The organism is Shimazuella sp. NTD250 (assembly GCF_059510375.1).
Genome location: NZ_JCAJZS010000001.1, coordinates 624,886 through 651,474, shown reverse-complemented (window position 1 = coordinate 651,474; position 26,589 = coordinate 624,886). Strand labels below are relative to the sequence as shown.

Below are 26,589 nucleotides of genomic sequence, written 5' to 3'. Positions count from 1 at the left end.
TTTATATGGTACGGGGATTGATCCGGATTTCCATTTGTATGGGACTAGCTTTCGTTTTAATTGGCTTCCTTCGAACAGGACAAATAGATTTATTGGTTGCTCCAAGAATGAAAAGCTTTGTTGGATTTAGTATTTTTGTTTTGCTGGTTCTTAGTCTAGTACAGATCTGGCAGCTCAAAGGAAAGGAATTGCATCGCCTTGGCTTTTTTAGTTATTTGGTCGTGCTATTTCCGATCTTTATGTTTCTTTTTGTACCACCAAAAGTGCTGGATGCAAGTGTTGCCAATAAGAAAGGAGTGCATTACTCGCAACCAAATTCGCAGCAAAACAAGGAAATAAGTCCAGAAGACGATCCATCTGCAGCAGAATATGACATTTTAAAGAAACAAAAAACAATTGTTATTACCGATCATAACTATGGGGATGTTCTAACGACCATCCAAATTCATCCCAAAGAACTTTCCGGGAAACAGATTCGTGTGAAAGGATTTGTCTATCGGGATGATACTACTGGGAAAGACCAATTTGTAGCAGGACGATATTTGATTGTTTGTTGCGTGGCTGATGCGGAGGTAGTAGGATATCTCGTAAACTTGGAGCACCACAAACGATTACCGGAGAATAAATGGGTGGAGGTAACAGGTAAGCTAAAAACCGTTGTAGGACAAGATGGAACGATTGATCCGATAATCGTCCAAAGCAAGATACAAACGATTGCGGCTCCGAAAGATCCGTATGTATACTTTTCATAGAGCTGGATCTATTAGATGCAGATAAACTATTAATTAGGTGCCCCCACCAATGGCTTAGGTGGGGGCTTTTTGCTGTCATATGATGCAGCAAATTTTAGTGATGATGGTCCTCGCGGCTTTTCTCATGATGGCTACATTCAGAATGTTTCTTGTGTAGGGCGATGACGAGACTCCCGATCTTCCATACATGTTGATTGGGAAAGAGTTTCTTTGTATCGAGCGGAGTCATCTCTTCCAGTAGTGAGCTTCCCCACTTGCACATTTTCCATCCCAGCCAAATAGTCAAAATTGGGTCAGCGAACCAGTAATCGTTGCCCTTCCACCAGATAACCCCCATCGCCATCAAGGCACAAATTGAGTGGAGGGTGTCACCAAGGCTATGGAGAAATACATCTCTCATGTCCTCCCTAACCTCCAGAACTTGGAGTACAGCAATTTGAAGCAAGTTGCATCCCAACCCAACAGCAGCAATCCATGTTGAGTTTTCAGCATGAATCGAATATGGATGAAACATCCGATTTACGCCAGAAATGCAGAGAAGAGTACCTGTTACAGGTAGCATCATCGCATTGAAGCGTTTCGCATGGATCATGCTCTTGTCTACATCCATCTGCTTCAATTTTTCCAGCAACGTTCCCAAGACTTGACTTTTAAATGTCTCTGTCTCTTGGTTTCGTGTACTCTTCCACTGGGAAAGAAGTGGTACCACTAGAGGAATGCTCAGAGCACAAAAACGGAACATGTTACCGATATTGTCTAGTACCACGTGAAATCCGTCACTGAGGACGGAGAGTGATCCGAAGAAGAATCCGCCAACGAACTGTGTGACTGCTGCAAACAAACCGATGACTAGGATGATTTTCAATGTCATTCGGTTCTTTGCGACATGCATGTGCTGGTGTGCCACGATTTACTCCTCATGTACTCGGGAAACAACTCATCCTTCGTTAGTTTAATATAAACCAACTAAATAGTAAATAGGAATAATTATTATTTATAAGAGATAAAAAGCTGTAATATCTATTTGATAAACGGTATTATTACTATTTATATGTTGTTTCTTGTAGCTGAGATAAAAATTATTCATTCTTAGTAAATGACTAATTAGAGCTATTTTTTAAAATAATTAATATTTATATAATGTTATTGACTGTATGTAGAGTTCAGAGAGAGAAGAAAGTGAAAATTCATAAATGAAGGAGTGGACTACGAATTGTACGTTATCTACCTTGGACTCCTGACTTTAATTGGATTTACCACTTATGTAATTATTCTCACCCATCGATACAAAAAGTCTTTAACACTTATGACTGGTATGATGATTTCCATGGGCATAGGGATGTTATCTAGTTTACTTCTAGGGACAATTCTTGGGCTACTCATAGGGAAGATGTTTGTATCAACGGAAATTGCTATATTTATTGGGATGGTAGTAGGATATTGTAGTGGAAAACCTATCAATTTGATTGCTTCTTTAGATGGGTTGCTGGCAGGTGTTATGGGTGGGATGATGGGAGCAATGCTTGGTGTTATGATTCTAAATGAATCTCCTATTATCACACTTGCTTATCTTACTATTGTATTTGTCCTAAGTTGTATCCTCATGATTATCCTGATTCGAAAAGAAGTTTCGAATTCCTCTGATGGAAAAGAACGACCCCTTTTTCATCCCTACTATAAACGCATATTACTAACGAGCCTGATTGGTTTTATCTTCCTCCTTATGTTAGCAATTTATTTCCAACCCTCTCTCCCTAACGAAATGAACACTCCTGATCATATGCACATGCAGCAGATGCATCACTAATATAGTTCTCCGTTCATTATCCAGACACAAAGTAGCTCTATCGAGTTATTGTATTCTATTTTCAATCGTTTATATTTTATATTGGAAGAAAAAAGGAAATGAGGATAAGATATGGCTTCTGATGTTCAAATAAACGAAGAAAACCAACAAACAAATCGTTTCTATCGTATTCTTTGGCGCTGGCATTTTTATGCTGCATTATTTATTACACCCTTACTAATTACCCTGATACTAAGTGGTATTGGCTATTTGTTTTACCCGGATGTAGAGAAAAGAGTTTATCATGAGCAATTTTATGGGGAAAGCAAGCAAACCGAACAGTTGACGATAGATCAAGGGATACAAAAGGCAGTAGACCAATATAAAGGATACGCTGTATCAAAAGTTATTATATTAGATGATCCATATAACAAACGTTTAACAATGACCAATGAGTCTGGCGATGAAAAATATGTATTTTTAGATAAAAACAATGAGATTGTCGGGAACCAAAATTCAAAGTATACCTATTCAAACATGATGAGAAATATCCATAGTTCTTTGTTTGTGGGTGGTACAGTTGTTAATTATTTAGTGGAATTGGCTGCATGTTGGGCAATTTTTATGCTCCTTACCGGTATTTATATGACTTTTAAGGGAAGGGCATTAAAGAAGGCACCTAATCCAACGAAACGACAAAAAAATAGAAAATGGCATGCTTTAGTGGGGACCATTATTACCATTCCCCTGATCGCTATCATTTTCACTGGTTTGCCATGGTCTGCGTTTATGGGTAATTTTATCTATTCAGCAGCTCAAAAGTATTCATCGATTGGGATTCCCATTTTACAACAGCAGCCTCCCACTTCAGATATGAGTGAGATTCCATGGGCAACACGAAAAAATCAGCCGCCTAATTCAAGCCAATCTCATGAACATCATGGGAATATGTCTTCTATGCCTGGTATGACACATGACAGCAACAGGATAAGCGTGGAAGATTTAATGAGTAAGGTGGAGAAAAATCATATTTCAAAACCATATTCTATTATTTATCCAGCGGATGAAAAAGGCGTTTACACCGTATCAAAAGGAAGTAACACAGGTGTCACTGGGTTGGATGTTAGCCCTTATGAGGAAATGACTACGTATTTTGATCAATATAGTGGAAAACTGATTTCAAAAGTCAGCTATCAGGATTATGGTATTTTGGCTAAATGGTTTACATGGGGTATTCCTCTACACGAAGGGCATTTATTCGGCTGGCCAAACAAACTGATCAATTTACTTGTATGTTTAAGTTTCCTTCTCGTTATCTTTTGGGGATTCAAAACATGGCTATCTCGTAAAAAACAAGGAAAATTATCTGCTCCACCAAAAATATCAAACAAGATTTCGATTGGTTTCATTATTTTTATGGTTGTTTTAGGGATAATTATGCCGTTATTCGGGCTTTCCTTGATCGTCGTGATCCTTATAGAAGGTTTCATTTATTTCATTAAGAAAGGGAAGGATCGAGATAAATTATCCACTCATAAAGAGGAGTGAAATCAATGATAAAGAAAAAGATATTATTAGGACTATTTATATTAACAATCGAGTTAGTTCCAATTGGATGTAGTAGCAGTGATAGTCATGACAATATGAAGATGGATCATTCAAAAATGCATATGAATCATGGAAACTAATCATTAATAAGAAAAAATGGACTCCTGCTATAGTTGCAGGAGTCCATTTTAGGAGTAATACCATATATGGTGACCCCATGAAGAAAAAGCAAGTCACTACCCTGTTCGCTTACTTGAATTTGATGACCACTTTTTGCGTCGAGAATTAATTATCCAACTAGCAGAGACGATGGTTGGGAAGACGTGATATCATGAGGCATACTGGTCTCAATAGTAGTGTTGTCATGCAGAAAAATATAGAAGAAGTTGACTTAAAAAAAGAAAAATTCCTACAAATGAACTTACCCCTGTCAAGTAGACAGTAAGAAAAAAGCCTATACACACTTTATGGCACAGTTATCCTATAAGTAAAAAAGAGGAGTATATCAGTAAAAGGGAGAGATTAATGGATAAGTTATTACAAGAAATCATAAATTGGGTCAAAATAAATGATGAAAAGATTGTTATTGGCATTTCAGGACATGGTGCTGCTGGAAAAACAACATTTGCCAATAGGATCGTAAACCTACTAAATCAAAATGAAGTAAATCATATTAATACGGATCCATATATTGTTAGCTCAAACCTACGAAAGCATGTGATCATCAACTATACATATCAGAATGAAACTCATCGCTATAAAATGACGGCTTGCCATCCATCAGCGCATCATTTGTCTTCTTTAGAAAGAGATATTCAGATGATTAGAGCTGGTTTAGATTTATATACACTTGATGTGCATTATAAGAAAAGCGAGTTAATTTCTTCAAAAAACAAAGTAACAATTGTAGAAGGAATGAGTGTTGCATTTATTAATCCAGAATTATTTGATTTAAGAATTTACTTTTATACAGATGGTGAAACGGAATTAATGAGAAGGTCGAACCGTGATATTGTTGAAAGAGGAACCGATATTCACTTTTTAAGTCAATCTCATGAAGAACGTAGGATTCAGTATGAAGTGTTTATGCATCCGTACAGTAAGCATTTCGATATTATTATTAAAACATCTAATAGGGAAATACATATAGAAAAAAATATATTTGAACTTAATTAAGGAGCAAAACCAGCAACTGTGTGACAAAGTGCAATTTGGGAAATAAATGGAATTTATCTAACGGACTAGAACAGGAACCTGACACTGGGCCATCAATAAATGGTTTCTAGAATTTAAGAAGTAGAAAAGCTCAACCAAAGGAATTCTTTAGTTTTAACTTATCCTGAAATTATATCTAGTCCTCATCTAATACCCAGTAAGGAATATCAAAATTGGAGGTATCGGAGTTACGATTTGACTTCTTAGAGTTGCAACTTGAACACAGTATCTGCATATTTGATGGATCATTAGTCCCAAAGTTAGCTAAGGGAACAATATGATCAATTGCTATATCTCTTACAGAATGTAAGATACCAGTTAAATCCGTTTTACATATTGCACATCTTCCCTTATCTCTATGGAATAAAGCATTTATTAACCAGGTAGGAAAGTATTTACGGGCAATTCTTTTTTTCTCTGTAAAAGCATTGGGATATTCTTCAATCAAAACATCAATGTTTTTTTCAATGTAATCAGCTAGAAATGTGTTAAAATCGCGAAGAAAAGATCGATTCTGAAAAAGATAATGAAATGCCTGATGGCATGCCGCTCTTTTCGCTTGTTCCAGTTTTTCATGAAGTTGATACCATACATCGTTTATTCTTTTACAAATCATACAGTCACAATCATCTATGAACGGAATGTCATAAGAATCTGGATTATAATAAGATAAATCTATTTCCTCTTTTGTGGCTTCACAAATTAGATCATCGTCTGAAAATTTTTCTATACCTTTTATTCCAGCATCCATAAGTACATCTATCAATTCGTTAATATAGACAACGCTTCCACCATGTTGTAAGTTTTCTTCCAACTGTTCGTTAAGCATATCAAATAAAATCGCATGTAAAACAGTCCATTTATGCGGTTTTGCTATAGTTGAAATTAATCCATTTTCAATACAATCTTTAAATATGATTGGTAATACTACTTTTTTGAATTCATCTTCATAACGAAAATTAAGCAATAATGTGCTTGCAAGAAACATAGATGACGAATTGTTTAGATACATATAGTGTTCCTTCACTTGTTTATTCCTCTCTGGAATAATAAAATTCTTATCCTTTAACAATAGGAGTTTGTTCTAGCCAAATTAGAACAGTTCGGTAACATTCATCGATTAATTCTAGAACATTATTAGCAAGTATTTGATCTTCTCCATTATCCATATTTCTTTTTCTATATCGAATATCACCTTCTGCATTCTTCAATACTTCTAGGTATTGATAAGCTTCACTAGCAGTCTTAAGTGATTGGAAGTTGGATTTTATTATTTCTTCCCATTCTTGAATCACGTATATATCAATATTATTTTCTAAAGGATGGTTTAAATCCATGTACTAAATACTCAATCCCTTCTCAATTAAACTGGCATTAATGGGGTAATACCAGCGAACGTGTCATTACCCGCAAAGTAGATTCCATTTATTGTAATCCCTAAAAAACAGGGGTTTTTTTGTTTCTTTTCCTTCTGTAGGATGAGTTCATCAATATAAATAGGGTATTTTTGCCCATCCCCTCGAAAAGGTGTATTTCGGAATTTTCTGATTAAATATCTCATACCTATCACTAATAGGCCCAGTAGGCCCAGTTTTCTGTTGAGCACACAAAACGTGCTCAACTGGCTAAAGCCTTAAAAATTGACTCTCCTGCACAGAAACTGTACAGGGGAGTCCCACATCCTAGCTGGCTTGTGCCAAGAGGACGCTACGCGCGGTTCATCTTCACCTCGCCATCGGTACCATTCCAGATGCCGGTGGTCGTGTTGAAGTTGATCTCACCAAGGATCCACGGGAAACCACAACGCAGCAGGCCATCGTCTCGACGGAGAGGGTAGCGCATTCCATCGGTAGACGTCCAGATGCCTTCCGCCCCGGTCAGCACCTGCCCATTCTGCCGCTGTTCGTAGCGGAGATAGACGTCGATTGTACCGACGTCCGGGTGCCGCCAAGTGTCGGTCAGCACCGGGTCATAGCTGAGGTCGACGACCTTGATCCGACGATCCGTCGGGATGAGGTCGTTGACGACGGTGAACTCCACCTCTTCCCTGATGACATCGCTGGGGGAAGCAGGGTTCCACTTCTCCATTTCGTAATCCAGCTTGTCACCGTTGAGGGTGAAGTACCCCCCAGTGGCGGTTTCGCCAGACTTGGGGGAGACGAACCTCTCTCCTTCACGCTTGAGAAGCGTGAACTGCACGAAGCCACTTGCCGGCTCAGCCGGAAGAAAGTCAGACGACGACTCCATCAGCGCAGGAGCAAAGCCGTTCCAGCCGCCGGTAAAGACAGCTCCAGCCTCGAAGTCGACGACGATCAGGCGCTGCTGACCCGCCGGCTTGATCGCAAAGGAGTTGTCGGACAGCTTGTGGGTGGTGTACCGCATGAGCGCATCCCTTTCTAGGATGTGGGGTCGTTTCCTTATGTACTATCTTAATTTAATTTTCACACATCTACAAGAAAAAACGCCCCATAGGCGCGCTATTTTTGTCATTCCGTATGAAAACTACCTTCCCTATAACCATTTAAAGTTTCGTTTCGTACTCTTTTACTCTTCTGTAAAAAGTATTACTTTTCATCCCCACTATTTTCATCGCTTCCACAGCTGTTATTTCTTTTGTTTCCAATCCTGATAGACAGATTGAAATGTTTCGTTAATCTCGATTTTCTTCCTACCGAATTTCGTTCCATTCTGAATCGCTACCCGTATTCCTTCTTCTTGTCGTTCTCTTATTCTTTTTCGTTCATCCTCTGCCATATAACTTAATAGTTGTAGGATCAAATCAGAAATTAACGATTCAATTCCGTTCAGATCCTTATATTTCATGGTATTAAGCAGCGGCATATCTAAAACTACAATATCAATTTGTTTAACCTTTATCAGTTCCCTCCACTCGTCCAATATCATTTGTTTATTCCGTCCTAGCCGATCCAATGATGGAATGTATAAAACATCTCCATCTCTAAACATGCGCTTCATCAATTGATATTCTGGCTGTTTAAAGTCTTTTCCACTTGCTCGTTCTATGAATATGTATTCTTCTTCAATCCTGAGTTCTTTAGCAGCTGCGATTTGTCTTTCTAATGATTGATCTTTGCTACTAACTCGTGCATAGAAAAAATTTCGCATTGGCATCTCCTAGTCATCTTTCATAATAGAGCTATTATATTTTCCTTTCAAAATATATACAAGTTTCTCGACACATCTCAAATTGGATTATGTTATGATAATGAAACACAAAAATCACGGTTTATCGACCCTTTCAAAAAGTACACTTTTTGAAAGATATGTTGTCATAGGAAGTGTACATATGGAAAATGAAAAAACATGACAAGACAAAGACGGTTAAGAATTCTTGGTGAGGATGAAATAAAAATCATCTATGACAGACCGTGTTTTACCTATGAAGATCGTTGCCATTATTTCGCACTCTCCCAGCCCGAAAAAGAGTTACTACGTACATTACGTTCGATTAAGTCAAAGGCTTATTTTGTCTTACAATTGGGCTATTTCAAAGCGAAGAAACTATTTTATACCTTTGATCTTCATGAAGTGGGAGAGGATCTTCAATATATTTTGAAGGAACATTTCAACAATGAGGAGATCACGAATCTTAGATCCATTGATAAGTTCACCAGATTAAACCAACAAGGTTTGATTCTTCAATTGTTTCATTACCGAAGTTGCGGCACAGAAGAGCGGAAACAATTAGAGGAGAAAGCATATAAGGCTGCCACTTTCTGTGGGAAACCAATCTATATCTTTCGAGAAATCATGAATTATTTGTCTGAACATTGCATTATCGTTCCTGGTTATAGTTTCATGCAAGAAATAGTAGGTCAGGCCATAACCCACGAACAGAATCGATTAGTCACGTTGATGCAAAACCATCTGAAACAGATTGATACAGAAGCCTTAGAACGATTACTGGAAGATTCTTCAGGACTGTATGAAATTACGTTGCTGAAACGCGAACCGAAAGACTTTAGTGCAACCGAAATAAAACGAGAGATGAATCGAGGGAAACAAATACAGCCTTTATATCATCTTGCCCAAGAGCTGTTACCCGGGCTAGGCATCTCCAATGAAAGTATCAAATACTATGCTTCTTTAGTAACTTATTACTCTGTCTTTCGACTGAAACGATTGAATAAATGGATTGCTTACGTCTATTTATTATGTTTTGTCCACCATCGCTACCAAAGAATGCATGACAATCTCATTAATACCTTTCTGTTTAGTGTGCAACGTTACACAGACGAAGCCAAAGGAAAAGCAAAAGAACGGGTATACGAATGTTATACAGAGAGCAATCAAAACATGGGAAAAGCAGGGGAAGTGCTGAAACTATTTACGGATGAGGATATTCCTCCTGATACTCCTTTTCAGGATATTCGAGAACGAGCATTTGCTATTTTGGAACGACAGAAGTTAGCAACAATAGCCAATCAAATTACAACAGATGTTAAATTTGATGAAACCGCATTTCAATGGGAACATATCGATCAGATTTCTCAAAAGTTTAAACGATATCTGCGCCCCATATTCATGCAGATTGATTTTGCATCCTCATCGCCAAATGATCCATTAATGGATGCAATCCATCTTCTAAAAGCGCTGCTTTTATGAAAAAATAAAGCATTAGGTCAATATCACTCCGATGACCTACCAAATCGTTTTATGTCCAAAAGTGTGAAGCGTTATATGTACCAGCAAAAAACATTAGTAGTTGAGTTCTTATGCACGAAAAAACAAAACCAAAAGTGGTTTGTGGGAGTATGATAACATCATCAAAAGTCTTTATTTCTTGAATTATATTGATTCTCCTCCCTTACGTCGCAATGTGTACAAGGCATTGAATCGAGGAGAAAGTTATCATAAATTACACAAAGCGGTATCCTATGCGAACTTTGGGAAGTTACGTTTTAAAAACGAAAATGATCAACAAATATGGGGAGAGTGTAGTAGCTTACTCGCCAATTGTATTATTTATTATAATGCCAGCATCCTATCAAACATGCTTGCCTATAAAGAGAGCCATGGTCAAGATTCGGATGTGTTGAAACAAATTTCTCCCGTTGCATGGCAGCATGTGAACCTTTACGGGCGATATGAGTTTAACAAACAACAGGATTTTATTGACATGGATGCAATCATTCACGATTTGAACCAATCAAAGGCCATACCGGAAATAGAGTAATCATAGCAAAATCCCCCTCTGAATTTCTAAATATTAGGAGGGGGATTTCTTATTCCACCTTTTCGAGGCGTTGTGCAAAAACACCCAACATCATTATATCAATCGTAGCTTATAGAATAAATGGTATGGCTAATCAATGTTCGCAATATTCATAATTATGATTACTGACAGCGTTTATATTTTTTAAACAACAGTTTTATACGGGAAAGGAATATAGAAACAATTTCATTTATAATAATATTTAATGTCTTGAAAAAGGGGTTTATAACATCATGAAAAAACAATTGGATATGGAGAAATTGATCCAAGAGGTAATGGGGTTTCAGTCAAATAAAACCAATCTAAACATAGATCAGACTGCAATGGAGTTACTTGATGCGAGACAATATCAGATTGACCTTATACGAAAACATCTTCGTGGAGATTTGGCCAGAGAATTTGCCGAGCCAAAATTGCAAGAAATACAAGAAGAGACCCATCGATTAGAAGCAGAATTACAAGTAAAATCTTATTGGTGGTTAAATAAATCTTGAGTAGTAATGGGACTGTACGATCAGTCCCTTGATTTAGATGGGAGCTTGCAAGGATTTTTGTAAAGCTTTTAATTCTGTTTCTAGGCTGGGAAATTCTTTTAGTCGTGGAATCTGTTTCGTGGCAGGAGACTTTCCTCGGGAAACAGAGTGAGCCATTTCTTCATAAAAAATCAATATTGGAGCAAGTGCAGATTCTGGTAGAGTAAGAGTACTCTCTTTTTTTGTGTAGTTCTCCAATAAGTATTCGATTTGTTCCACAAAGATCACGATAGGCCAATAATACGCTAACGTTTTATGATTAACAGGGATCTCCCCAACAGCTGTATCGTATACGGTTTTTAGATTATGAATACTTGTTTGCAGTTCCTTGATTTCCCTGCTGCCAGCAAGTGAATCTATATTTTTATCAGAGAAGAGAGCATATAAAACTTGGGCTTGGCTGCGAAGCGTATTAGATAAGAAATACGGAAGTTTGTTAGAGGCAGAACGTCTCCCTATAAAAAATACTCCGATCAAGCCAAATAGAATCCCAATAAGAATATCAACTAATCGCGTTGATGCAAAATAACGGAAGTTTCCTTGACTCATACTTTCTGCTATAAGCAGTGCATTAGGTGTAAAAAAGACTACAGCAAGACCATAATTTTTTACAATCAATAACTCAGTCGCCATGGTTAGGAAGAAAATGAATAAACCAATGAAAACACCGTTGGGATGAATGGCAAAAAGGAGTCCTGCAATCAAAATTCCAAGAACCGTACCTAAGGCTCTTTGGACTGCACGATGATAAGTTGCAATAATGGTGAATCCTGACATAACAGCAACACAAGAAATAGGAATCCAAAATGGACGAGAGAAGCCAGATAAGTATGCGATCATCGCAGCAATAGTAGTGATAATACCGAACTTACTAGCAGTGGTAAAAACAATTGAGTTTTTATCAAAAGCTTCCGAGAAGATGGTTTTTAGTGGTGTTTTATGAATTTGAATATCTTCATTAATTTTAGAAATAGTTTCGTTCATGATAGCGTCTGCATCGGTAATTTGGGTGAAAAGTTCTTTCATAGAATCATTCATTTCTTTTGGCAGTTTTATGTTTTTAGGAATGGAATGCTGGTTTTTTTGATCGAGCGACTTAGCAATTTCCTGTAAAAAAACGCTGAACTCTATAGGCAATTTTTGTTTGGTTGTTGAAAAATTTTCAAGCACATACAAAAACATAGCCTTTGCATGCTGATTTAACACCATCAACCTGTTAAAATGGTCCGTCTGTTTCCATGGTATATATCCTGCTATTAGTGTTTCTTCAGCTTCTTTTAAGTTTGACATAACTTTGCGTCTTGTTTCATCAAATTCTTTTGTTCCCACAGTATGAAGTAGATTAGCTAATTGCAGATAAACTCTTTTTATCACTCCTGTTTCAGGACCATGAGGATCAAAAAACCATCCAATCATAGCAATTAACCAAGACAAGACTCCGCCTGAAAATATGAGGCCAGCTCGAAGCAGAGTTAGTTCGAGATGAATCGGCATGGCTGCTGTCATGGAAAAAACCAAAACAAAAAATAATGCAGACGGACCTTTTATTTTTAATGCTCCAAAAACGAATATCGTACAACTACTTATTACTCCTATAAGTAATGCAATTACAAGTGGATAAGGGGCAGCAAGAGACCCCAATATTGAAACGAAGGTCATTCCGAGTAAGACATAAAATATTTTTTTTGCTCTTTGTGCATATGGGATATGAAATACATACAAATAGGTGAATCCGCCCATTCCAGCAATAAGCCCATATGTGAGATTTCCAAACAACAATCCGATAAATACGGGAAGAGAGGCAGCAAAACCTGCACCACATGCTTTTCCCCACGGAAAAGATTGCTTGTTAAGCGACAAAGATTGTTTCATTAATGAATTCGATCGGAATGTCTTTTTCATATCTATTCCTTTCTAGGAATGGTGGGAAGTATTGGTTCTATTATTCGATAATTTGCTCTGTACCATGTACAATCAAAAAAAGCGGCCAAATTTGGCCGCTTTTTTTTAAGACTTGAGTCGTAGTAAAAGATAAAACTGTGGATGGTATCGTCTATCTTTCCATTTCGATAAGCTAAGATCAAGATTAAACCGTAACACCTTGATCATCTAAAATTTGACGAAGAACGGTTTGAAGGATACCACCATTGCGGTAGTATTCTACATCTACCACACTATCCAGACGCACGATTGCTTGGAAGGAAGTAGTGGTGCCATCTTCTTTTACCGCTTTTACTGTCAGGATATCTCCTGGTTTTACTTGGTCATTTAAACCAGCGATATGGAACACTTCTTCACCAGTTAAACCAAGCGAGCTTGCAGATTCACCTTCTTTAAATTGAAGAGGCAAGACGCCCATTCCGACTAAGTTACTGCGGTGAATCCGTTCAAAGCTTTCTGCGATAACCGCTTTGACACCGAGCAAATTGGTACCTTTTGCTGCCCAGTCACGGGAGCTGCCAGTACCATATTCTTTTCCAGCCAGCACAACAAGTGGAGTGTCTTCTTTTTGATAGCGCATAGCAGCATCGTAGATAGAGAGCACTTCACCTGTTGGAAGGTGTTTGGTCACACCACCCTCTGAACCAGGAACCATTTTGTTGCGGATACGGATATTAGCAAAGGTACCTCTTGTCATGATACGGTCATTACCACGACGGGAACCATAAGAATTAAAGTCTTTTATAGCAACATGGTTATCTTGCAAGTGTCGTCCTGCTGGACTGGATGGCGCAATACTGCCTGCTGGTGAAATATGGTCCGTAGTTACTGAATCACCTAAGACGGCAAGTGCTCGTGCACCGCGGATTGCTTCGATATTTTCCAAATTGGAATCCAGATTGACAAAGAAAGGTGGCTCTTGAATATAGGTAGATTTTTCATCCCACTCATATAACATACCTTTTGGTGTTGGCAGCGCATTCCATTCTTCATTTGCATCAAATACTTTGCTGTATTGTGTACGGAATTGTTCGCTGTCGATCGCTTTCTCCATTACTTGGCTGATTTCAAATGAACTTGGCCAGATATCACGAAGATAAACTGGTTGTCCGTTTTGGTCCTTACCAATTGGGTCTGTTTCAAAATCAAAATTGACTGTTCCAGCAAGGGCATAGGCGACAACAAGTGGAGGAGAAGCCAAGTAGTTTGCTTTTACCAATGGGTGAATCCGACCTTCAAAGTTGCGGTTCCCACTGAGTACAGAAGCAACGGTCAGGTCATTATCGGTGATTGCTTTGTTCACATCATCAGCAAGTGGTCCACTGTTTCCAATACAAGTTGCACAGCCATAGCCTGCGACATTAAAGCCTAACTTTTCTAACGAAGGAAGCAAGTTTGCTTTTTCTAAGTATCTGGTTACGACTTGCGAACCTGGGGTGAGACTGCTTTTCACATAAGCTGGAACCTCTAACCCTTTTTCTACTGCTTTCTTGGCGATAAGCCCGGCACCAATCATGACAGAAGGGTTGGAAGTATTGGTGCAGCTAGTAATTGCAGCAATAGCAACAGCTCCGTGAGGCAGCTCATAGGTTTTTCCATCTCTTGTTATACTTCCAGCTGCGTCTAATTGGTCTTTTGTAAGACCAAAACCACGTTCATCGATTGGTTTTTCAAGTGTATTTTGCCACACTTTTTTCATATCGCTGAGGTTTACACGGTCCTGTGGACGCTTAGGACCTGCTAAACTTGGTTTTACATCATTTAAATCCAATTCTACCGTATCACGGAAGAATGGATCTGGTGTGTTATCGGTACGGAATAATCCTTGTTTGATGCAGTATTCACGGATCAAATCAATATGATTTTGATCTCGACCTGTTTGAGCTAGGTAGTGAAGCGCTTCTTCATCAACTGGGAAAAATCCAACAGTCGCTCCATACTCAGGGGCCATATTCGCAACAGTAGCACGGTCAGCTAGGCTGAGATTGCTAAGTCCAGCTCCATAAAACTCAACAAATTTCCCAACTACTCCTTTTTTACGGAGAAGTTCGGTGACAGTTAGTGCAAGGTCAGTAGCTGTCGCACCTTCTGGTAATTTTCCGGTAAGTTTAAATCCAACTACTTCTGGAGTTACAAAATATAATGGTTGACCGAGCATTCCTGCTTCTGCTTCGATACCACCGACACCCCATCCGACAACCCCAAGACCATTTACCATGGTAGTATGGGAATCCGTTCCGACAAGGGAGTCAGGATAGAGAATGGTTTCTCCAGCTTCTTCTTTTGATGTAACGACGCTTGCGAGAAATTCCAAGTTAACTTGGTGCACGATCCCAGTAGCTGGTGGAACTGCACGGAAGTTGGAGAATGCTTCTTTTGCCCAACGGAGCAAACGATAACGTTCTGCATTGCGCTCGAATTCCAATTTCATGTTAGTAGTGAGCGCAGTTGCTGTTCCTGCTTCGTCTACCATGACAGAGTGGTCAATGACTAGATCGACTGGAATGAGGGGATTGATTCGTTTTGGATCGCCACCAACACGTGCCATAGCAGAGCGAAGAGCTGCAAGATCTACAACAGCAGGAACTCCTGTAAAGTCTTGAAGTACAATACGTGCAGGTTTGAATGCGATTTCTTTATCGCTTTTGTTTTTTGTCCATTTCAAGAGTTGATCAATGTGCTCAGTTGTTACCGATTTTCCATCAAATCCGCGGACAGCCGCCTCTAGAATTACTTTGATGGAAAAGGGAAGTTTAGAAACATCACCTAATCCTTGTTTTTCTAATTGGTTGATATCATACATCACATAAGAACGATCTTTGATTTTCAAGGGAACTTTTACTTTGGATAAATCCATAGAAAAGGACCTCCTTTATTGGTTGTTTCATCAGGCGGAACTCGGTTTCTTTTTTCGTACTCATTATAACGTGATTTCGTAATTCTGTAAATCAACTTATAACTATTTTTCTTCAGGGAATCTTAAAAATACCTTACTTTTCATTTCATTTTTCCTTGTTGAGCTGTAATCGAAAAGAAAGGAAGTGGCGGTATGCATTTTCAGCTGCTGGAACGTTTTCTAACTTCACCAAGGAGTATAGGTAGTATTGTACCCAGTTCCAAGTTTTTGGTACATGCTTTGGTTAATCCAATTCCTTGGGACAAGATAAAAACAGTAGTAGAGCTTGGGGGTGGCACAGGTGTAGTCACCAAGGAAATTCAAAAGCGGATTGCACCAGATGCAAAAGCCATCATATTTGAAAACGATCCTATTTTTAGCAGACAACTCAGAGAGCGGTTTCCACATTTTCAGCATGCAGAAGATGCGGAGCAAATGCGATATGTGTTTCAGAAAAATGGAGTTCAAAAAGTGGATGCAATTATATCGTGCTTGCCATTTGCCAACTTTCCCAGCTACTTAACAACGAGAATCTTACAGGAATCAAGTCGTGCTCTGCATGACGATGGAGTTTTTGTTCAATTTCAATATTCCTTACAAATGCGCAAACACCTCTTGGCACATTTTTCTCAAGTAAGTGTTCGCTTTGTACCTATAAATATACCACCGAGTTTTGTTTATATTTGTAAGCCGAATGGAGGTAGATCCGATGGGAATGGAACAGTTGATGCAATGGATCAGTGAATATGGTTACTTTGCCTTATTTTTCTGTCTCTGACTAGGGATTGTAGGGATGCCAATACCAGATGAAGTAATTGTAATGACAGGCGGTTTTGTTTCGTCTCTTGGAGTGTTGCAGTTAGTTCCTTCATTTATTGTAACTTATCTAGGAGTAGTATCAGGTCTATCGATCGGTTACACATTAGGAAGGCAATATGGAGTAGGTTTAACGAAGAAATTTCAAGAGAAAGAAAAGTGGCGTCCTTATCTATTAAAATCGGAGAAATTGGTGGACAAGTACGGCAAGTTTGCCCTTATTTTGAGTTATTTCTTGCCAGTTGTGCGCCATGTAATCCCATATGTAGTAGGCAGCCACAAAATGAAATTTAGACATTATGCTTTATACTCCTATTCCATTGGACTGATTTGGACAGCAGCATTCTTTTTAGTTGGATATCAATTTGGAGAAGCGATTCCAGCGATAGCTTCAGCAAGCCGTAACTGGGGATTTGTAGCCTTAGGAGTGATTTTTGTTAGTATCGTTATTTTTCAAGTAATCCGTGTTTATCGACAAAAAAAAGTTACGAAGTTGAGCAGTTAAATACCGATAATCATTCTTGTAGTGCATGAAACAAACGGTGGCAAAGGAAAAATAACATTTGAATTCATGTTTTCCTTGTGAGAGATCAGAAATAACAAAGGCTAACGTTATCAAAACGTTAGCCTTTCTATATGAATGTGCTTATTTTCGCTGGCGGTGCAACTACTATTGACAGATGCACCACCTTGGATCATTTGAGGAGTTCTTGGGTCGAGTTACCGCTGTTCCCGGAGGTCTTGCATCTCCCGGCGCTCACCATCGTGGTACTCCTGATTTACTTCTGCCCACATGTCCGCGACAGTGGGAAGGTCGTTGGTTGGGTCCACAGCGGACGGACGGTTCTCAGACTGGCTCATGATTTCCTCTTAAGATCACATGACCACAGAACTTCTGTGGATTATATAAATTTTATAGTAGATAAAATGCGAGCACAAGATTCATGTAAAGAATTGTTTTATGAAAGGCTGTAAGAGTGAGAAATAGTAGGATCAGAGGAGTATCATCTATTAATCTATAAAGACAAGCACCTCCATAAATGTGTTTTGTTATATAATAGACAAAAGACTTTGCGAGGGAGGTCTTAAGACATATTATGGATGAAAAGAAAAATACAGTACGGGCAGCAGAACGTGCTTTGGATATATTATTATGTTTTACCAACCAAGCAGAACTAGGATTAACCGATATAGCAAAAAAGACGGGTTTAAATAAGAGTACTGTTTTCCGACTCCTTGCGACTCTTGAGGGGAAAGGGTTTATCAAACGAGATTTGCGTTCGGATAAGTATCAACTTGGGATAAGAATATGGGAATTAGCAGGGCAAATTTATCAATCTAGTGACCCTGCGGTGTTATTTTTACCTGAAATGGAACAATTACGAGATACCTTAGATGAAACAGTAAGTCTTTACATAAGAGATGAGGCAGAGCGTATTCGTGTTCAAGCTGTTGAGTCCAATCAAGCGATAAGACGAGTAGCCCCAATCGGTGTACGTATGCCGATTCTTGTCGGTGCCTCTGGTAAAGTGTTTATGGCTTTTTTACAGCAGCATGATCGAAATCAGTTATTAACAGAATCCGGCATGTCTGAGGAAGAAAAACGAGAATATGAAAAACAGTTGCAAGAAATAAGACAACATGGCTATGCATTGAGTGTAGAGGAGCGAGAAACAGGTACAGCAGCAATATCGGTACCTGTTTTCCATCGAGACGGACATTTGCTAGCTGCGCTTGCAGTTTCTGGTCCAGTATCGAGAATGAGTATCGATCAGATGTCTGCCTTTGCTAGTAGTTTGAAACGTGCAGCAGAACATTGCAGGCAGATCGCCAAATAATTTCGGGAGGAAATGGGAAATGGGAGAACGAAAAGTCCCGTTATATCAATTTTTCCCTGCCCATACAGAGCCAGAAAAAATGGTTCGCTGGTTACAGCAACAGCTAGGCACAGGACTTCAAGTGGTTGACTTTATGGAAGTTGGAGTTCATCGTTCTAGTGGGTGGTTGTTTCATCTTGATGAAAATTGGATAGCGGGTGTGGAACAGCAGGTCACCTATATACCTGTTGGACAAGAGGAGAAAATGACACAGAAATTAGAGGGTAACTATTTAGATCGAATATTGGATGTAAAGACCGGCTATCTACTGATTTGGAGCGAGCAAAGTGCTTCAATGGTTGGTACAGAGGAGGGTTTTTTTGAGGTTTTGTTCGGTCGATGGATACCCAACTTGTGGCCAGTGTGGTTTCTAGCAACGATCGCATCGATTTACTTCTGGTTAAAAGGATAAAAACTAGGGCAAATGCCCTAGTTTTTAGGTTGTAGGAGTAGTAGATTGTGTTTGGTTTTGAGCAGGAGCCTGTGTAGCACCCTGCACGACTTCGCTAGGTATAACAATCGGAGAAGTATACGTACTTAAGTCCAATTCAACTGAGCGCAAACTACCAGCTTTTGATTCATAGTTAAAGGTGTATTTTTTGGGTTCGAATGTGTTGGCGTCTATGGTAAGTTCTGTTTTACGTTTGATGGTTTCAGCCTTGGATTGTGCATACTCAGCATCGGTCATTTGTGGATCTTTAAAAATTAAATAATCGATAGAAACTACATATTCATCTCCATTTTTTGTTACGGTGATTCCAGGGAGTGCATCTTTTGTTGCGAGATTTTCGATAAGAAAGTCTATGTTATTGGTAAATAAAACACTAACTAGAACTTTTCCATCTGAATTAGCCTGTTTGAGCCATTGTCCATCTTTTTTCATGTAAACATTCTGTTTATCATAATAGTATTCTACATTTCGAGAGTTGGTGAAATGAGCAACTTCAGGATTGAGTTGTTCTACTCCTGTTTCTGTATTGTTGTAATTCGATCCACTCGTTCCTTTTTCTAAAGTAGTACGAGTAAACTTATAAGCTTTGATAGTTGGTAAAACTTTTTGGGTTTCTTTCAACACTTGAAGTGGAGTTTTCTTTTCCTCGACAACTACAGGTTTATCAGTCTTTTTTGTGTCATCGTTTGTTTTCTTGTTGGAGGTACAACCAGTAGCAAGTAAAAATATTAGTGCTAAAAAAGAAGCGATAAATCCAAGTTTTTTCATCATATCACCATGTCCTTAGTAATAAATATCCAATAACATTATTTTATTATAAAATGAATCGAAAATAAAATAATTTTTTATTATTTTAATATAAATCACTAAATTGTAATTAAATGCAAATAAAGAAAACTCCACTTTTTTAGCGGAGTTTTCAGGTGTAATTATTTAAATTCACTTTTAACCGTATTTTTACCATTAAAATATTCATCAGTGGAATAATACTGATCACTTGTTGAGGTAATCAGCCATTTTTTTGTTTTTTCGTTATAAGAAAGGACAATTTCATAGTACTCTATTTTGTCTTCAAGCGGCTCGTTTCCAGATTCAATGGAATAATATTTTCGGTATTTGGCGTGTACTTCGACAGGTACAGCTGCTTGATATACTTTCGTTTCATCATCTTGTGACAAGGTGATATGATCAAAGTCGATTCGAGTTCCAAGAGCATTTCCTTTCCAAGTATAATTCCACTGAACGTCATTGTTGATGTTTTCGATATATGCAGCTTTTAAGCTGTCGCCAACCGTAGTCAATATATTTGCATTATGTTTCACTTTGGCCTCAATGTCTTGTTTGGAAAAAAGATTGATGAGATCAATAATCGGTTTGCGAGTTGCTTCTGTTGCAAATGGAACTGGAGAAATATCTGCACTGCTTGTATCATCCTCTACTAGAATATCAGGACTTTTTTCAAGACCCCAAGGAAGTTGCAGTTCTCCATGGACACGAATTGTGCCATTAAAAGAAATCGGACCAATTTCAGGCATGTCTTTCACTGTCTTGCTGATTGCTTTTCCGTTTACGAAAATATTGGTATTTTCGAAGTTACTTTCTAATTTGAGATTGCCGCCATTTAATTCAAGGTCGGACACGGAAGTTGCAGTTTTTTCGTCAAATGCACTGACAGTATCATCTTGGCTGAGCAGAGCATAGGGATATTTCTTTTCTGCATACGTAATATAATTTCCAGGCATAAGGGGTCCCATGGTATAAGTCTTTTCTTTATCTGTTGTTTTAAAGACCTGCTTGTTATCTACTTTAATGGTTGCGCCAGGTTCATTGGTAGAAATCTCAAGAAAATAAGGACGGATTTCAATCGAATACAGACTGTAGAATAGAGGGATTTTGGTGCGTTTGAGATAATAGTCATGGTCTGCCCCGATGTTTGTGATACCATTTTCCTCATCATTAATCTGGGTCATCATATTGGATATAAGCTCAGGTAAATAATCTTGATTTTCTTTGCTATATGTGATGAGATCTTTGATATGTTTTTCATCGATGTCCAGTTTGCTGTCTGGTGAGTGAAGCAAACTTGATAGTGTCTTTACATCTCCATCTCGTACAGCTTGTTCAAAGTTGGTCACTTTGTCTCTGGGGTCCATCAAATAAGCCCCTGCAATATACGCACAGATGATAATACAAATAACTCCAAGAAGGATGAAGCTTAATTTTTTATTCCTTTGGAAAAAAGGCACTACTTTACTTGTAGCTTGCTTCATCGTATTTTGAAAATCGGTCAGCTGTTGTTTTGGTTCCAATGAAAATTCCTCCATTGCGTATCAGACTATTACGTATTTTAACAGATTTAAATAAAGATGTCTTTCGATAATAGCTATCTTAAACAAAATGTAGAAGAAAAAGGAATTTAATATTGGCACTATTTCTTTTATGCTATAATGAATCGTTATATTTCGGACATCGGAGAACGGAGTGATCACATGAAATTGCCAATGGTGGAAATTTTTGAAACGGTTGAGGGAGAAGGTTTACGGGCTGGATTTCCTACTACGTTTGTAAGAGTATTTAATTGTAATTTACGATGTACGTGGTGTGATACTACATACAGCTATGCACCATCGAAAGCGGAGTTTTACGCGACCATTGAGGAAATTGTCCAAAAAGTAACAGATTTGGGAAATGTAAATGTGTGTCTCACAGGCGGAGAACCTTTGATGCATGGGGAGAAGTCATTAAAGCTAATTGAGGAATTGGCAAATTTATCATTCATTGAAGATATTCATATCGAAACAAATGGAGCAATAGCACTTGATCCATTTGTAGCGTTACGCAAAAAAAATGAAAATGTAGGGAAAAAGATGCGGTTTATAATGGACTATAAACTCCCGGCGAGTGGCGAGATAGATAAAATGATAGAAGAAAATTTTAATCTACTCGATCATCAAGATGAGATTAAGTTTGTCGTTCAAGATCGAAATGATTATGAGGTCGCTATTCACACTTATAAAAACCTTCACCGCAAAGGAACAGGGTTGTTTAGTCCTGTCTGGGGGAAACTTGCACCAGATACCTTGGTAAATTGGATTTTAGCTGATAAACTTACCAAAGTGAAATTAAACTTGCAAACACATAAATATATTTGGGATCCAGATTTAAGGGGAGTTTAAGGATGAAAGCAGTGATCGTTCTCAGTGGAGGATTAGATAGCACCACTTGTATGGGAATTGCAAAAGATGCAGGATATGAATTATATCCCATTACTTTTCATTACGAACAAAGACATGAACGAGAAGTAGAGTGTGCCAAACAAATTGCAGCTTACTATGGTGTCAGCAAGCATCATCGTATTGTAAATCTCTCTTTTTTCCAGCAATTGGGCGGGAGCTCATTGACGGATAAAACGGAAATGGTACAAACAGATGGAATAACCGATCAGATACCAAACACTTATGTACCAGCACGCAATATGATTTTCTTATCTTTGGCGACTGCATATGCAGAAGTGATCGGGGCAAAAAAAATATATACTGGAGTTAGTTTTGTGGATTACAGTGGATATCCTGATTGTCGTCCAGAGTTTATTGAATCGATGAATCAAACCATAAACTTAGCTACCAAAATAGGGGTGACGAGTGAAGAAAAATTATCGATTGAAACCCCGATTATTCAATTGAGTAAGGCAGAGACGATAAAATTAGGTGCAAAATTGCAAGTTCCCTATCATTTAACAACTTCTTGTTATATAGGTGCTAAAGCTGCTTGTGGAGTTTGTGACAGCTGTAGACTTCGGATAAAGGGCTTTGAAGAAGCTGGTATCAGGGACCCCATTGTTTATCAATAGGATGGTATGAACAAGAAGAAAAATGGTTAATAAAGGATGTCATTTACGTGAGAGGCAAATATCGTTTAGTGAAACATTTTTGGATCGCCTGTGCACATCAAGTTTATGGGGCAGGTAAATGCGAAAGAATTCATGGTCATAACTATAAAGTTACGTTTTGTATAGAAGGTACTCAACTAGACGAGAAGCATATGCTAATCGATTATCGTGATATTAAACATGCCATCGCAAAAAAGTATGACCATCATTTGTTAAATGAGTTCCCTGAGTTTAATCCGGAAATGGGTGGATTTTCTCCTACGACAGAGCGGGTAGCTGAAGTTTTTTTTCATGAAGTGGATCGCTTTTGTAGAGAAAAGGACAATCAACCAGCAGTGATGTGGATAGAAATCCAAGAAACAGATGAAGCTACAGTTCGTTTCGAAAGGATGTTGACATAAATGGAAGAGCATAATTTGCAGCACTTAGGAAAGGAGACAGTCTACTCTTTTACCTATGATCCTGATGTACTTGAAGTATTTCCTAATCGCCATACAGATACAGATTATTTTGTGAAATTCAATTGCCCGGAGTTTACAAGTTTATGTCCCATCACCAACCAACCCGACTTTGCTACCATTTATATCAGTTATGTGCCAGATGAGAAAATCGTGGAGAGTAAATCGTTAAAGCTATATTTATTTAGTTATCGAAATCATGGTGATTTTCATGAAAATTGCATTGTGACGATTATGAAAGATTTAAAAGAGATCATGGATCCAAAATATATCGAAGTTTGGGGTAAGTTTTTACCTCGAGGAGGACTTAGTATCGATCCTTATGCCAATTACGGTAAAAAAGGGACAAGATGGGAAGAAGTTGCGAATCAGCGACTGTTCCAACATGATATGAATCCCGAAGTAATCACAAATCGATAGGAATTCTCCCCCATTTACTCTCGCACGATAGTTGGTTACAATAGCGAGAGGAGCTGCTAAAATTCCTTTCGACAAACTGATCCATGACAGAAATGGTTTGTCGCAATCGCCGTCCCTAACAGGGAGCCGCAGATTGTGTCTGATACAGTAGGTACCTGACAAGTGCAACGCTCTTTCTGACGGAATGGAGTGAGAATCTCCACGGTATGTCATCTTTTACTTGGTTCGGTGGCCCTCTTTTAGATTTTTATAGATTTTAGTAACCAGGAGGTGAAACTGTTACGAAATAAATAAGGGATACATTTCGTAACGGAAATCGATGCAAAATTTCTATTTGGATCAAATGCGTATGATGACGCAGCATATGCGTGACGAACTTACGCAATTAGGAATAAAAGAATTACGTACTACAGAAGAAGTGGATGAGGCTTTAACTGGGGAGGCCGCAAAAGGTACTGCACTCGTTGTAGTGAACTCAGTTTGTGGCTGTGCTGCTGGGCTTGCTCGTCCTGCAGTAGGTCTTTCCTTACAAAATGAAATTAAGCCAGATCATCTGTATACGGTATTTGCAGGTCAAGATCGTGAGGCGACAGAACAAGCTCGTACTTATTTTGGTCAAGAACCGCCTTCATCCCCGTCTTTTGCGATCATGAAAGACGGGAAATTGGTTCATATGATTCATCGTCATGAAATTGAAAATGTCCCAGTAGAAAATATTACAGCTAATCTCACAGAAGCTTACAATAAACACTGTAAATAATAGACCCGCCCAACACTCTCTTTATCAGAGTGTTTGGGGTGTCTTTTTTTTAGCGGTTTGTGCCTTTGCACATTTGGACAAGTTTTCTAACATAGGAGAAAGGAGAATTTTTTTGGAGCTTTTTGCTGCGTTTTTGTTGTTTATTTTGATAGGTATGATGATCATGGGTATGGTCTTTTATCGACAAGCAAAGAAAGTAAATATAGAAAAAAGCTATGTAATGCCCAATCTCGGTACGGTAAACCATGGAGAAGAATACCAAATAGCAATGAAACATATGTTGCAACATTTAGAAGAATCTTATCCTAAAAACTATCCAGCCTGGATTCAAGAAAGAGTAATACGAGAGTATTACATTAATATGGTTGAATTTGAAAATAGATGGTTTGAGTGGCAACGATTTTTAATTATGGCGGCATTGCTCAAAACTGCTCCCATGTACAGCGAGGAAATAGACGTGATCTGGCATGAAATGCTGATGTTTACAAGGGAGTATGAAGAGTTTTCCAGTCGATATATCAAGACAACACTGCATCATTCACCTAATGTTTCTAGACCTCCAGAAGGTAAATCAGATATTGTTGAGAAACCAAAAACAGCGGAAACTCCCGGGGAGCAGCGAGCTTGGTTTGATTTAATCTATTTGCTTCTTTTTGAACCAACACCATATAGTATCACAGCTTTAGGGCCGTTTTTGCGCCATGCACTCTCGCAAGATGTTATTCACGATTTTCAAACATTAACACCTGATGAACTTGAGAAAAAATATTTCCATATAAATGTCATCACGCATTTTGCCTTTATGCAGGAGATTGTTCATACCTTAATTGAAAAAATACAATCAATGCTTGAGTTATTAGCAACCCATGTTGATGTTCACGGTATAGATGTGAAACGATTCCGTCTCAATACAACTGTCCAACCGAAAAACGAACATCCACTCCAAAATCATCTCGTTGGTACGTTATTTTTAGCGATGTATCACCGTGAAGATTTTTATGAGAAAAACAAAAGGTGGTACAAAGAAATAAAAGTAGGAGCTTAGGTTTGCATATTTATAGCATTGTATTTATCGTTTGGCTCATCGGGTTATTGATGAAATAACATTTGGTGGACTTATCCACTTGCTACTGGCAGTTGTTCTCTTCTTAACCATTACAACCTAGTCACTTAAATACGATTGATCCAAAACCCATCGCGATAAATAATTTGTTTAAAAAGGACTGGATGTCTCTAAAAAAGAGAATACAGTCCTTTTTTTGTCCTATTTTGCAAAGAAAAACTGTAAAGCTACAGGCAGTTCTTTTTGCCAAGTGCCCCACGTATGATCTCCATCTTGTTCTACGTAATGAACATTGGCTCCAGCTACTTGGAAAATTTCATGTACCTCCCGATTTCGTTTGACTAAGTCGACATTTCCAACATGTGTTGGTACACTTATTTCTTCTAGACCAATCGATTGGTAAATGGAAAGCCAGTCGAGTTTTTTACCAGAAAGCAAAGAAGTGGTCTGAGGTAGAAAAGCACCAGATTGAGACAATACCTTGTTCCACAAGATAGGGTCCTGAAGAGCCATATATAAGGATACAGTCCCTCCAAGAGAAGAACCCCCTGCAACTAAGTTTTCATTATTGATTGGATAACGTTCTTGTATGTAAGGAAGTAGTTCTTTTGTCATGAAATCAATGTGAGCTTGCTGTCGATCTCCAATAGGAGAGTATTCACGTGTTCGTAATTTTTTTTCTACAGGTACTGCAATCATGATAATAGGTTCTATTTTTTGCTCGTCGATGAGCTTATTTGCCTGAGTAGCAATTCTGCCCAATGAAAAGTAATCATCACCATCATGCAGGAATAAAGCAGGATATTTGTGATTTTTATCAAAGTTTGGTGGAAGATATACCAAAGCTTTCTTCTCAGTTTCTAGGTATCTGCTCTGTAAACTTTCTTTTTTTATGGTTCGTTTCAAATATTTCTGCTCCATTTTTACTTCTCCTTCGTAGTCAAGGTA

The 26,589-nt window shown here is 38.3% G+C and carries 25 protein-coding genes and 2 pseudogenes; 17 read left to right on the top strand and 10 right to left on the bottom strand.

Annotated elements, in window-relative coordinates; translation table 11 throughout:
• Positions 1–5: 5 nt before the first annotated feature.
• On the top strand, positions 6–752 hold the full coding sequence (locus tag AC5WOF_RS03515; RefSeq protein WP_496048552.1) for a TIGR03943 family putative permease subunit: 747 nt from the start codon (positions 6–8) through the stop codon (positions 750–752).
• 94 nt (positions 753–846) lie between these two features.
• On the opposite strand, the gene AC5WOF_RS03510 is transcribed toward AC5WOF_RS03515, so the two are convergent.
• Positions 847–1,659, bottom strand: coding sequence for a cation efflux transmembrane domain-containing protein (locus AC5WOF_RS03510; RefSeq protein ID WP_496048551.1), 813 nt, complete (start codon positions 1,657–1,659; stop codon positions 847–849).
• A 306-nt stretch (positions 1,660–1,965) separates the two neighbouring features.
• On the opposite strand from AC5WOF_RS03510, the gene AC5WOF_RS03505 reads away from it, so the two are divergent.
• From AC5WOF_RS03505 to AC5WOF_RS03495, 3 genes are all read left to right on the top strand, one after another.
• The gene (locus AC5WOF_RS03505; RefSeq protein WP_496048550.1) at positions 1,966–2,559 is read left to right on the top strand and encodes a hypothetical protein; all 594 of its coding nucleotides are present in this window, start codon (positions 1,966–1,968) and stop codon (positions 2,557–2,559) included.
• A 111-nt stretch (positions 2,560–2,670) separates the two neighbouring features.
• Positions 2,671–4,086 carry a PepSY-associated TM helix domain-containing protein gene (locus tag AC5WOF_RS03500; protein WP_496048549.1) on the top strand — a complete coding sequence of 472 codons (1,416 nt, stop codon included), beginning with the start codon at positions 2,671–2,673 and terminating at the stop codon, positions 4,084–4,086.
• A gap of 525 nt (positions 4,087–4,611) precedes the next feature.
• A complete protein-coding gene (locus AC5WOF_RS03495; RefSeq protein WP_496048548.1) occupies positions 4,612–5,262 on the top strand; it encodes a uridine kinase family protein in 651 nt (216 codons plus the stop codon).
• 175 nt (positions 5,263–5,437) lie between these two features.
• Here the strand turns inward: AC5WOF_RS03495 and AC5WOF_RS03490 are convergent, their stop codons facing one another.
• The 4 genes and pseudogenes from AC5WOF_RS03490 to AC5WOF_RS03475 form a co-directional block, all read right to left on the bottom strand.
• Entirely contained in the window at positions 5,438–6,328 is an 891-nt protein-coding gene (locus tag AC5WOF_RS03490; RefSeq protein ID WP_496048547.1) for an HNH endonuclease, read from the bottom strand.
• A gap of 31 nt (positions 6,329–6,359) precedes the next feature.
• A complete protein-coding gene (locus AC5WOF_RS03485) occupies positions 6,360–6,638 on the bottom strand; it encodes a hypothetical protein (RefSeq protein ID WP_496048546.1) in 279 nt (92 codons plus the stop codon).
• 370 nt (positions 6,639–7,008) lie between these two features.
• Positions 7,009–7,683, bottom strand: coding sequence for a hypothetical protein (locus AC5WOF_RS03480; protein ID WP_496048545.1), 675 nt, complete (start codon positions 7,681–7,683; stop codon positions 7,009–7,011).
• Between the two features lie 139 nt (positions 7,684–7,822).
• Positions 7,823–8,427, bottom strand: a pseudogene (locus AC5WOF_RS03475) (recombinase family protein).
• A 198-nt stretch (positions 8,428–8,625) separates the two neighbouring features.
• Here AC5WOF_RS03475 and AC5WOF_RS03470 point away from each other — a divergent pair.
• Both AC5WOF_RS03470 and AC5WOF_RS03465 read left to right on the top strand, forming a co-directional pair.
• Positions 8,626–10,498 (top strand): annotated as a pseudogene (locus AC5WOF_RS03470) (Tn3 family transposase).
• Positions 10,499–10,770: 272 nt separating this feature from the next.
• Entirely contained in the window at positions 10,771–11,031 is a 261-nt protein-coding gene (locus AC5WOF_RS03465) for a hypothetical protein (protein WP_496048544.1), read from the top strand.
• Positions 11,032–11,064: 33 nt separating this feature from the next.
• Here AC5WOF_RS03465 and AC5WOF_RS03460 read toward each other — a convergent pair whose 3' ends face one another.
• Positions 11,065–12,972, bottom strand: coding sequence for an FUSC family protein (locus tag AC5WOF_RS03460; RefSeq protein WP_496048543.1), 1,908 nt, complete (start codon positions 12,970–12,972; stop codon positions 11,065–11,067).
• A gap of 184 nt (positions 12,973–13,156) precedes the next feature.
• The gene (gene acnA / locus AC5WOF_RS03455; protein ID WP_496048542.1) at positions 13,157–15,868 is read right to left on the bottom strand and encodes an aconitate hydratase AcnA; all 2,712 of its coding nucleotides are present in this window, start codon (positions 15,866–15,868) and stop codon (positions 13,157–13,159) included.
• Between the two features lie 192 nt (positions 15,869–16,060).
• Here acnA and AC5WOF_RS03450 point away from each other — a divergent pair, with 192 nt between their 5' ends.
• From AC5WOF_RS03450 to AC5WOF_RS03430, 5 genes are all read left to right on the top strand, one after another.
• A complete protein-coding gene (locus AC5WOF_RS03450; protein WP_496048541.1) occupies positions 16,061–16,651 on the top strand; it encodes a class I SAM-dependent methyltransferase in 591 nt (196 codons plus the stop codon).
• Between the two features lie 40 nt (positions 16,652–16,691).
• Entirely contained in the window at positions 16,692–17,228 is a 537-nt protein-coding gene (locus tag AC5WOF_RS03445) for a DedA family protein (RefSeq protein WP_496048823.1), read from the top strand.
• A 205-nt stretch (positions 17,229–17,433) separates the two neighbouring features.
• Positions 17,434–17,586, top strand: a complete 153-nt coding sequence (locus tag AC5WOF_RS03440; protein ID WP_496048540.1) for a hypothetical protein — start codon at positions 17,434–17,436, stop codon at positions 17,584–17,586.
• A 234-nt stretch (positions 17,587–17,820) separates the two neighbouring features.
• Positions 17,821–18,561: an IclR family transcriptional regulator gene (locus tag AC5WOF_RS03435; protein ID WP_496048539.1), complete on the top strand. Its 741-nt coding sequence runs from the start codon at positions 17,821–17,823 to the stop codon at positions 18,559–18,561.
• A gap of 19 nt (positions 18,562–18,580) precedes the next feature.
• Entirely contained in the window at positions 18,581–19,012 is a 432-nt protein-coding gene (locus AC5WOF_RS03430; protein WP_496048538.1) for a hypothetical protein, read from the top strand.
• A gap of 24 nt (positions 19,013–19,036) precedes the next feature.
• On the opposite strand, the gene AC5WOF_RS03425 is transcribed toward AC5WOF_RS03430, so the two are convergent.
• Together AC5WOF_RS03425 and AC5WOF_RS03420 are read right to left on the bottom strand one after the other, a co-directional pair.
• Positions 19,037–19,822: a hypothetical protein gene (locus AC5WOF_RS03425; RefSeq protein ID WP_496048537.1), complete on the bottom strand. Its 786-nt coding sequence runs from the start codon at positions 19,820–19,822 to the stop codon at positions 19,037–19,039.
• A gap of 158 nt (positions 19,823–19,980) precedes the next feature.
• Positions 19,981–21,360 carry a TcaA 3rd/4th domain-containing protein gene (locus AC5WOF_RS03420; protein WP_496048536.1) on the bottom strand — a complete coding sequence of 460 codons (1,380 nt, stop codon included), beginning with the start codon at positions 21,358–21,360 and terminating at the stop codon, positions 19,981–19,983.
• A 180-nt stretch (positions 21,361–21,540) separates the two neighbouring features.
• Here AC5WOF_RS03420 and AC5WOF_RS03415 point away from each other — a divergent pair, with 180 nt between their 5' ends.
• From AC5WOF_RS03415 to AC5WOF_RS03390, 6 genes are all read left to right on the top strand, one after another.
• Complete coding sequence (locus tag AC5WOF_RS03415) at positions 21,541–22,227, top strand: 7-carboxy-7-deazaguanine synthase QueE (protein ID WP_496048535.1); 687 nt, start codon at positions 21,541–21,543, stop codon at positions 22,225–22,227.
• A gap of 2 nt (positions 22,228–22,229) precedes the next feature.
• The gene (queC, locus tag AC5WOF_RS03410; RefSeq protein WP_496048534.1) at positions 22,230–22,901 is read left to right on the top strand and encodes a 7-cyano-7-deazaguanine synthase QueC; all 672 of its coding nucleotides are present in this window, start codon (positions 22,230–22,232) and stop codon (positions 22,899–22,901) included.
• A 47-nt stretch (positions 22,902–22,948) separates the two neighbouring features.
• Entirely contained in the window at positions 22,949–23,341 is a 393-nt protein-coding gene (locus AC5WOF_RS03405) for a 6-pyruvoyl trahydropterin synthase family protein (protein WP_496048533.1), read from the top strand.
• Entirely contained in the window at positions 23,342–23,818 is a 477-nt protein-coding gene (gene queF, locus AC5WOF_RS03400; RefSeq protein WP_496048532.1) for a preQ(1) synthase, read from the top strand.
• Positions 23,819–24,161: 343 nt separating this feature from the next.
• On the top strand, positions 24,162–24,578 hold the full coding sequence (locus tag AC5WOF_RS03395) for a BrxA/BrxB family bacilliredoxin (protein WP_496048822.1): 417 nt from the start codon (positions 24,162–24,164) through the stop codon (positions 24,576–24,578).
• A 112-nt stretch (positions 24,579–24,690) separates the two neighbouring features.
• The gene (locus AC5WOF_RS03390; RefSeq protein ID WP_496048531.1) at positions 24,691–25,623 is read left to right on the top strand and encodes a UCP032817 domain-containing protein; all 933 of its coding nucleotides are present in this window, start codon (positions 24,691–24,693) and stop codon (positions 25,621–25,623) included.
• 219 nt (positions 25,624–25,842) lie between these two features.
• On the opposite strand, the gene AC5WOF_RS03385 is transcribed toward AC5WOF_RS03390, so the two are convergent.
• Positions 25,843–26,562 (bottom strand): alpha/beta hydrolase, encoded by a 720-nt coding sequence (locus tag AC5WOF_RS03385; protein WP_496048530.1) that lies wholly within the window; start codon positions 26,560–26,562, stop codon positions 25,843–25,845.
• Positions 26,563–26,589 lie beyond the last annotated feature (27 nt).